This window comes from Thermodesulfobacteriota bacterium, from assembly GCA_040756475.1.
In the GTDB taxonomy this organism is placed as follows: Bacteria; Desulfobacterota; Deferrisomatia; order Deferrisomatales; family JACRMM01; genus JBFLZB01.
The window spans coordinates 1-8,952 of sequence record JBFLZB010000175.1 but is presented as its reverse complement, the minus strand read 5'-3'; the positions used below and the strand labels follow the sequence as shown (position 1 = coordinate 8,952).

The 8,952-nt window shown below is 69.5% G+C and carries 9 protein-coding genes; 5 read left to right on the top strand and 4 right to left on the bottom strand.

Translation table 11 applies throughout. The features are described from left to right. The 4 genes from AB1578_18925 to AB1578_18910 form a co-directional block, all read left to right on the top strand. Positions 1-441 (top strand): hypothetical protein (locus tag AB1578_18925; protein ID MEW6489969.1); only part of this gene is annotated, 441 nt, incomplete at its 5' end. Between the two features lie 5 nt (positions 442-446). Continuing rightward, positions 447-1,226: a methyltransferase domain-containing protein gene (locus AB1578_18920; GenBank protein MEW6489968.1), complete on the top strand. Its 780-nt coding sequence runs from the start codon at positions 447-449 to the stop codon at positions 1,224-1,226. After that, the gene (locus AB1578_18915; protein ID MEW6489967.1) at positions 1,223-2,458 is read left to right on the top strand and encodes a Glu/Leu/Phe/Val dehydrogenase dimerization domain-containing protein; all 1,236 of its coding nucleotides are present in this window, start codon (positions 1,223-1,225) and stop codon (positions 2,456-2,458) included. The genes AB1578_18920 and AB1578_18915 overlap by 4 nt, the downstream gene beginning before the upstream one ends. A 102-nt stretch (positions 2,459-2,560) precedes the next feature. Next, complete coding sequence (locus AB1578_18910; protein ID MEW6489966.1) at positions 2,561-4,036, top strand: radical SAM protein; 1,476 nt, start codon at positions 2,561-2,563, stop codon at positions 4,034-4,036. A 231-nt stretch (positions 4,037-4,267) separates the two neighbouring features. On the opposite strand, the gene AB1578_18905 is transcribed toward AB1578_18910, so the two are convergent. The 4 genes from AB1578_18905 to AB1578_18890 form a co-directional block, all read right to left on the bottom strand. Continuing rightward, positions 4,268-4,681: a type II toxin-antitoxin system VapC family toxin gene (locus AB1578_18905; protein ID MEW6489965.1), complete on the bottom strand. Its 414-nt coding sequence runs from the start codon at positions 4,679-4,681 to the stop codon at positions 4,268-4,270. Continuing rightward, positions 4,678-4,899 (bottom strand): AbrB/MazE/SpoVT family DNA-binding domain-containing protein, encoded by a 222-nt coding sequence (locus AB1578_18900; protein ID MEW6489964.1) that lies wholly within the window; start codon positions 4,897-4,899, stop codon positions 4,678-4,680. Before AB1578_18900 ends, AB1578_18905 begins: the two co-directional genes overlap by 4 nt. Before the next feature lie 255 nt (positions 4,900-5,154). Beyond that, on the bottom strand, positions 5,155-6,483 hold the full coding sequence (locus AB1578_18895) for a hypothetical protein (protein MEW6489963.1): 1,329 nt from the start codon (positions 6,481-6,483) through the stop codon (positions 5,155-5,157). 11 nt (positions 6,484-6,494) lie between these two features. Continuing rightward, positions 6,495-6,776, bottom strand: a complete 282-nt coding sequence (locus AB1578_18890; GenBank protein ID MEW6489962.1) for a hypothetical protein — start codon at positions 6,774-6,776, stop codon at positions 6,495-6,497. A gap of 847 nt (positions 6,777-7,623) precedes the next feature. On the opposite strand from AB1578_18890, the gene AB1578_18885 reads away from it, so the two are divergent. Continuing rightward, positions 7,624-8,739, top strand: a complete 1,116-nt coding sequence (locus AB1578_18885) for a hypothetical protein (protein ID MEW6489961.1) — start codon at positions 7,624-7,626, stop codon at positions 8,737-8,739. Positions 8,740-8,952: the final 213 nt, after the last annotated feature.

Here is an 8,952-nt window from a genome sequence, read left to right as displayed (position 1 = left end):
GTCGCCGTGGGCCGCGTGCTGGCGGTGGTGTTGGAGCGGCCCCGCACGGCCATCGCGGCGGCCGTGGTGCAGCTCGCGGGATTCTGGGCGGTGGGTCCCCTGCTCGTGACCTGGCGCGGGAGCCTGGGCGGGTGCGCGGGCGTGCTGATCGCCACGGTGCTCGGCGGCGCCTATTTCTTCTGGCGCCTGAAGGGGCCGGTGGGGTGCTCGCTACGCGCTCCGGTCCTGGCCGCGGTCCTGGGAGTGCCCTTCCTGCCGCTGCTCGTCCTGGGGTCCGGCTGGGGCGTGAGGGCGGCGCTCTTCGGGGCGTGTCTCTCGGCCTATGCCTGGGCCCTGCGGCGCGCCGGAGTGGTCACCGGCGAAGAGCTCCGCGCTCTGTGGCGGGCTTTGCGAGGGGGCCTGGGAGGTCGGAGAATGGCGGAATCCCCGGGTGGGGGATGAGGGCGATGGCGCGGCGGTACTGGGACGAGGTGGCCGGCGAGTGGGCGGCCGCGCGTCCCCACCGGCTGTGGCGGGAGTACAGCGACCGCCTCCTGGGGGCTCTCCTGGAGCGCTGGTGGCCCGAGGGCCCGGTCGGGCGGGTCCTCAAGACCGATCTCTTCGACGAGGCCTTCGGGGAGGGTGCGGCGCCGTTCCTGGAGGGGCGTGCCCGTTCCTGGGTGGGGATCGACGTGGCCGGAACGGTCGTGCGCTGTGCTCGGGAGGCTCACCCGGGGCTGGGGGCGGTCGGGGCGGACGTGCGGTCGCTGCCCTTCTCGCACGGCGCCTTCGATCTCGTGGTCTCGCCCTCGACCCTGGACCACTTCGAGACGCGGGAAGAGATCTCGGCGAGCCTTCGCGAGCTCGGGCGGGTGCTCCGGATCGGAGGGGTGCTCCTCTTGACCCTGGACAACCCGCGCAATCCGGTGCTGGTGGCGCGCCGGCTCCTGCCCTTCGGGCTCCTGCGCCGGCTCGGACTGGTGCCCTACCAGACGGGCGCGACCCTGGGGCCGGGCGAGCTGGAGCGCGTACTCCAAGCCGCTGGCTTCCAGCTGCGGCACCTGGGTGCGGTGCTCCACTGCCCCCGGGCCCCGGCGGTGGCCCTGGCCCGGCTCCTCGAGCGCCGGGGCTCGCCGGCCGCTCGGGAGAGGTTCCTGCGCGGGCTCGCGTGGTTCGAGGGGTTGTCCCGATACCCGACGCGGTTTCTCACGGGCCACTTCGTGGCGGCCCTGGCGGTGAAGCGATGAAGAATGGCACGGCCCGCGCCCCCCGCCTCCTCGCCGAGCGCGCGGGGTCCCAGCTCCTGTGCACGGTGACCCGCGAGGGCGCCCCCGCCGGCTTCCTCGCGGTGGACTCCACCGTGGCCGGCCGGGCCTGCGGCGGGCTGCGGCTGGCCCCGGGAGTGGACGAGGCAGAGGTGCGGGTGCTGGCCCGCTCCATGACCCTCAAGTACGGCTTCCTCGGGCTGCCCCAGGGGGGTGCCAAGGCCGGGGTGCGGGGAGATCCGGAAGGGCCCCCCGAGGAGCGGCGGGAGCTCCTTCGGGCCTTCGGATCCGCCCTGGCGCCGCTCCTGCGGGCGCGGCTCTACAGCCCCGGCCCCGACATGGGCACGAGCAACGAGGACATCCGCGACCTGCTGGAGGCGGCGGGGGTCCAGCCCCGGCGCCGGGAGCTGCGGGGGACGAGCTCCGGGTACTACACGGCCCTCACGGTCTTCGAGAGCGCGAAGGCGGCCTGCGCCCAGGCGGGCGTGGCGCTGGCGGGCTCGGAGGCCGCCATCGAAGGGTTCGGAAAGGTGGGGAGCGCGCTGGCCCTTCTCCTGGCGGAGGCGGGGGCCCGGGTGGTGGCGGTCTCCACCTCCCGGGGGGCCCTCCACGAGCCGGCGGGCCTCGACGTGCCCCGGCTGGCGCGCCTGGCGGCGGCCGAGGGGAGCCGGGTCGCCGAGCGGGGGGAGCTGGGGCGGCGCCTCCCGCGGGAGGGGCTCCTGGAGCTTCCCGCGGCGCTCCTCTTCCCCTGCGCCCGCCACCACAGCGTGCACGCGCAGAACGCGGCGCGGGTGGGCGCCCGCATCGTCTGTCCCGGGGCGAACAACCCCCTCACCCCCGAGGCGGAGGCTCTCCTGGGCGCGCGGGGAGTGCTGTGCGTGCCCGACTTCGTGGCCAACGCAGGCGGGGTCCTGGGGGGCACCATGGAGTTTGCGTCGGTGCCGGCGCCGCGCATCCGGGAGTTCACGGGCCGGCACTTTCGCCCGCGGGTGGCCCGGGTCCTCGCCGAAGCGGCGGCACAGGGGGTGTCGCCCCGGGAGGTCGCCGAGAAGGAGGCCCGGCGCCGCTTTGCCGAGGTGGTCGGACGCGCGGCCCGCCCTTCCCCTCTTGGGCGGATCTTCGGCCTGGCCCTGGAGGCGTACCGCCGCGGCTGGCTCCCCGGCCCCCTGGTGGCCCGCCTCTCCCTGCCCTACTTCGAGCGCACGGTGGGGTGAGCTCGCGACAGGCACGAAGGGAGGGCGTCTCACGCAGCGGCGCCACGACGCAACCAAGGGGCCCCCGTTCGAACCGCGTCCCCGGGGGGTGAAGGTGCAACGATGAAGCGCAGGGTCGTGCTCGTGTACCCACGCCACACCCACGGGTGGGAGGCCCAGCCGTGGGTGGACATGCCGTTGGGCCTCCTGTGCGTCGCCACGCCGCTCCACCGGGCCGGCTACCCCGTGACGATCCTCGACCAGCGGGTGGAGCCCCGGTGGCGCGAACGGCTTGCGGAGGAGCTTGCCCGGGGGCCGCTGTGCGTGGGGGTGTCCACGACCACCGGGCCCCAGCTCCGGTACGCCCTGGAGGTGTCGCGGCTCGTGAAGGAGGCGGGGGACACCCCCGTGGTGTGGGGCGGGGTGCACGCGAGCCTTTTGCCCGAGCAGGTCTTGCAGGAGCCGTGCGTCGACTTCGTCGTGCAGGGGGAGGGGGAGGCGACCTTCCGGGAGCTCGTGGAGGCCCTGGCCCGGGGAGGGGCGGCGTCGGCGGTGCCGGGGCTCTGGTACCGGGGGGAGGCGGGGCCGGTATCGGCGGGGCTGCGGGAGTTCGTGGACCTGGACCAGGAGCCGCCGCTTGCCTACCACCTCCTGCCCCTGGAGAAGTACCGGCGCACCGTCTTCGGCGTGGAGCGGCTCTCGTTGTTCACGAGCCGGGGCTGCCCCCACGGCTGCACCTTCTGCTTCAACCAGCACTTCGACCGGCGGCGCTGGCGGGCCCTCTCGGCCGAGGCCGCGGTGGAGCGGATCCTCGACACCGCGTCGCGCTGCGGGGTGCGGGGGCTCGTGCTCTACGACAGCAACTTCTTCGCCGACCTGGATCGCGGCCGGCGCATCCTGGAGGGGCTCGTCCGCGCGGGCCGCGGGGTGGCGCTCACCCGGCTCCACACCCGGGCCGACACCCTGTTGCGGATGGGCGACGCGGACTTCGACCTCCTGACCCGCGCCGGGTGCAAGTGCCTCTCCATCGGGATCGAGTCGGGCTCGGAGCGCCTCCGCGAGCTCCTGGGGAAGAAGATCGACCTTCCCGCCGTCCTGGAGAAGAACCGGGAGCTCGCCCGCTTCCCGCTCACGCCCCTCTACTTCTTCATGATGGGCTTCCCCACCGAGACCCCCGAGGACCTGGGCCGGACCCTGTCCGCCGCCGAGGCCCTGCGCAGCGGCAATCCCAACGTGGACCTTTCCTTCAACATCTACACCCCCTTTCCCGGCACCGAGCTCTTCCGCACCGCGGTGGAGCACGGTCTCCAGGTGCCGACCCGCACCGAGGAGTGGGCCGGCTTCAACTACCGGAACCTCGCCCAGGGCGCCCCCTGGCTCACCCCCGAGATGCGCCGCCTCGTGGAGGTGCTGGACTTCGCCTGCATGTTCCTGGGCAAGAAATACACCCGCCCCTACAAGGAGACCAAGAGCCCCGCCGTCCTCCTGGGCAAGCTCTACGCCCCCCTGGCCCGCTGGCGCGCCAAACACCTCTGCGCCGCCTTCCCCTGGGAGGTGCGCCTGGCGCGGCTCTTCCGCCTCTACGCCAAGCAGGAGTGAGGACGGGAGTGGGAGCGGCTGATCACGGCTGCAATGATACCGACTCGGGGGATGCGTAGAGCTGATTCTTCGTCGTGCAAGCGGCGTGTCTGGGCAAGCGGCAACCGTAGCACGGGACCGCCCGACCCAAAATCGCTGCATTTCAGTTCGTCCCGTCCCCCGTCTGGCGCGCGCGCAGGCGTCCGCTGCCTCCCGGCGGGGCGCGGGGTGAACTCGGCCCGCAATCGGCCCTCAGCCCTTTGGTGCCGGGTCGAGGACCTTCAGCTCGGCGAAGTACGAGCGGTAGAAGCCGCGGTCCCGGGTCAGCAGCCGGTCGCACTGGACCCTGGCATGGGCTCCCACCAAGAAGTCGGCGACCACCCGCTCCCTCGCACCGCCCCGTTCCCGGTGGCGGCGCCACATCCGGCCCGCCAGGGTCGCCGCAGAACGGCCCAACGGGAGGAACTCGACACGGAGGATATCCAACTTCTCCTCCAGCGCTTCCGCCGATTCGAAGAGCGCCGCCAGTTCTGCCCACACGACATCGCAGACCGCCAGGCGCCCCTCCCGAAGGCACCGGCGCAAGGCAGCGGACGACGAAGGGCAGTACGCCGGGTCGTCTCGAAACACGTCCACCAGGACGTTCGTGTCCACGGCGGTGATCAAGCGCGATCTCGCATCGCGGCCACCAGTTCGTCGGTGGGCAACTCCAGCTTCAGACATCCGATGACGCGCGCTACGGGGTCCGCCTCCAGCACCTTGACCGCCACGAGCTTCCCTTCCTCCTCGCGAAAGTCCAACACGGTCTTGGGTCCAATGCCGAGCTTGTCGCGCAACGGCTTGGGGATGGTCACCTGCCCGCGTTCGGCCACCACGGCATTCATCGTCATGTCTCCTCGCCAGCGCGTATGGATTCGACCCACCGCTTGCATACTTCGGCAGTATGTCCCCCACGGGGTTCGCAGACAACCCGAAACGCTCGGCCACCTGCCGACGATGTGGAAGTGCACCGGTTCCCGGCCGGGGTCTGGCCAGCCCCCCGCGAGCCAGCCTCGCCCAGCTCGTAGTCAGCCGAGGTGTACCCGTCATTCAGTTACCCCGCTACTGCTCGGCCGGGAAATGCTGTAGGTGAAGAGAATCTACGGGGCCCTCACCTCGAAGGGCACGGTGTACGGCCCCAAGCCCCCCAGGGTAACCTCCAGCAGCCAGGTTCCGCGGCCCAGGGTCTCGGTGGCCAAGTCGTAGCGGTAGGTTCGCGTCGTCGCGTCGTACTCCAGCCGGTCCTCGCGGCCGAACTTTCCTCCCGGCCGGGGCTCGGGGTGGACCCACGGGACCTGCCACCCCCGGCCGGAGAGCCGCAACGTCGCCCCGCCCTCGGCTTCCTCCGGAACCGGGCCTTCCACGGCCAGGGCCACGGGGATCACCGAGCCCAGGGCGAAGACCCTGGGATCATCTTCGGCGAGCGGCGCCCCAAATCGCGGCAGCGCCGCGTCTTCGCGTACGAAACGCACGGTGTCCAGGGGCGGCGGGAGGAGCTCGATGCGGTAGCGGTGGGTGGCGCCCGCCTGGATCGTGTTCTTCCACTTTTCCGAGTCAACTCCATACCTGGGAGGCGGGGACGTCAGGACGCCGCCGAGCTCATAGTCGCCTCCCGCTGGGGTACCGAAGACCTCGAGACGGAGGGGCCACCACTCCCTGGAGGAGAGGAAGAAACCCACCATCCAATATGGACCGTCAAAGCCCTCTTCTTCAGCGTAGAAGCCATCCCAAAGGCGGCTACCGTCGAGGGTGTTTACGACCGCTCCCAACGCCGGGTCCCACCCGTACGTCCCACCCGCTTGGGCGGTGATCCGCACGCGGACGCCTGCATCGTGGAAGACTTTGAACAACCAACCCTTCTCGTTCTCCTCGTGAGGTCGCGCCACTGCTACTTGGGGCCGCACGATCCGTGGCCGAACCTCTGATTCCCGCACGAACCGAAGCCCGGGCCGAGGCGCCAGGGAGAGCTCCACACGGTATCGCTGCGTCCCGCCGGGCTCGACGCTGCCCACCAGGACGAAGGCCTGGTCAGTCCTGGGGCCCGTCAGGGTGCTCCGAAGCGTATAGGAGACATCGTCTCCCTCCGGGCTATCGGGTGGGCCCAAGACCTCGAGCCGCAAGGGCCACCACTGCACCGAGCGAAAACCAAACCGCAGGACCTGGCTGCGCCTGCCGGGGCGGGCGGGGTCCTCCCGCTCGAGGTAGCTCCCCTCCAGATGGTGGGTCGGATCGAGGGAGTTGACGACCGTGTCCAGCGTCGGGTCCCACCCGAGCGTCCCGCCGTCCTGGGTTGTGATCCGGATGCGCACCGCGGAGTCGTGGGCGATCTCGAACCACCACGGCTCTTCCTGCTCCTCGGCAGGCGAAGAGCCGGCCAGAACCAGGGCCAAGCACACTGCCGCACCCAGCGCCTGTAGCATGCGCGACACGCCGGACCTCCTCACGGTTTGAGCAGCAGGTGGAGCACGGCCGGCAGCCACGCCAGCCGCCGGAGCCGGATGCGGGTAGTGGCCCGCGCACCGTCGTCGAAGGTGGCCACGAGCTCCCACTCTCCTTCGGGGAGCACCCGGGTGTCGAGGTCGTAGCGGAACGCGTTGCCGGTGTTCGCCCCCGGCACGGGGGTGGGCGGTACCACGCCGCCGGCGACGCCGCCCACCACCCAGGCGAGCCCCAGGGTAGATTGTGCAGCGGGAGTGGGCGGCTGGGCGAGGATGAATCTCATGTACCTTTGCAGCTTCCTCAAATTCAACGTGGTGGGTATCCCGCTCATCTTCCTGCTCTTCGGGGTGTCGATGGCCCTCCTGCTCGTGCTCTGGCCCCTGAACCCCGCCCGTGAGGCGGGCCCCCCCTTCCCGCGGCCAGAATCCACCCATGAGCTCCGGGGTGGGGTCCGGCAGCCCCTGGGCGCAGGCCTGCACCGCATTAGACGGATCTGTGCGGGGGCCGGCCCGCAAGGGCCGTCCCTGCCGCGACCCCGCTCACTCCCTAGGCGGCGGATCGAGGTCGGACTGTTGCCTGTCGGACTGTTGCCTTGCGCTGAATGCGCAGACGCGCTACAAGCGGAGCACTATAAAGAAACTCGCTGTCCCCGAGCCCGCAGGAGCGCCGTAGGGCGGGGCTTGCCCCGCCGCACTCGGCGGGCGAACCCCGCTACGCGGGAACCGCCCGCCCTACCGTTTCATCCCTCAGGGTGACCGAAGGTCATGGGCAACTCACTGTAAGGGGGTGGCGCGATGAGGAAGACCGGCCGAAGAACCGCGCACGATCGAACCAGCGAGGCCACACTCCCTGGCAACTCCCTGCGGGTTTGGCCTCTGGCCGTTTGTGGTCCTCGCCCGAGGTCCGGGGGGTCCGTCTGGGTAACTTGTTCGCGGAGATGGCCGGTCATGGGAAGCTCGTGGCTTGTGTGCTTCCTTTCCATTTTTTGGGCTCTTTGTCTGGCCGGGTGCGGCGGCCGTGGGCCCTCGGAAGGGGGGGGTGAGCCAGAGTTGCGAGTCGCGGTGCGAACCACTCCTGACGGGGGCCAGCCAGTGCCAGGGGTCTACGTGGTGTTGCATGGCCCGCAGAACGTGACCGTAGAGCGCGTGCTTGTAACGGGGGAAGATGGTGTGGCGAATTTCGGGCGGGTCGGCCGGCGCCTCATCTCCCTCACGCTTGCATGGAAAGCGGAGGGCGGCTACCAGAGTGAGCAAGAACTTCGGACGTATGTCGATGTGCCAGTGGGTGAAATAGCGCTCGTGAAGCATCCCTATGCCCGCTCAATCCTCGCAGACGAGTCGCAGATCAATGTCACGCTTTCAAATGTTCCATCTGGCGCACCATTCGTCGCATTGCAGCCATGCGGTTGGGGGGCAAACGGCATTGCCGAGTTCCGTGGCGTGCGTGTGGGACCGGAGGACGTTCAGACCGACGGGAGACTCAGCCTTCTCGCGACAGCGCAGGGCCTGGAAGTGTCGCTCTTCTACTCCCCGTCCTCCTACTCCTTTCTCCTCGACGAGGAGTTGGTCTACGGGGCGACGTATCGCATCCCTAGCACCGAAGGTGGTGCAGCGTGGCGCGAATCAGCGCTCCAACCGTGGGAGACGAGCGACGAGACGCCCTTGCTATTATTAGACATCTCTGGCTTCAGGGGCGGCGTTCGGTACAACCTTGGGGGCTGGTACAGCAACACGGCGGCCGTTCGTGGCAGTGCGGTCTTCCTCGACGAATTCCCCGTGGATTACTACGGCATCTATTCGGTGTCGTGCAAGGCAGGCCGGGGAACGTGTACAAACGTTCATCGGCGCGTTCAGGCCATGCCTTCTGTCCTGGCCGTGACAACACCTGATTATGGCTTCGAGTACGCTTCATATGACCCTGTGACACGCATGATACATTGGTCTCTCAGGGAGGCAACGGCTGGATATGGCATCCAGATCGGCCACCCTTCTACCGTAGAGCCTACCTTCTGGGTGGTGTGGCTCAGGCCAGACGCAACGAGTTGGAGCATCCCGGATCTGCCCAGTCCAGTGCGGGAGTGGGTTGGAGATGATCCCTTCCGGGAAGTGGCTCTTTCTGTGCTCGATAGCAGCGTCGTGGAAGGATTCGATGATTGGTGGCGGAACTACGGGAGTCGGGGCAAGGCCCTACTGTGGGAAGAGGCTGACACAATTTCGGGCCACGTGTCACTTGCCCTGTCGCAATAGACCATCTTCATCATAGTGCGGGTCCACATGCCATTTGGTATCGATGAGCGCTCCCGTCCCGGTCCCGACCGGGGGAACCAAGGGGGACGTAACGGGAACCAAGGGGGAACCAAGGGGGACGTAACTGAAATACTGCAATTCATATCCCCAGACCCTTCCGAATGCGCTCGACTAGGGGCGTCGGCGCTTCGACACTCGCCTGTCGTTGCGCCG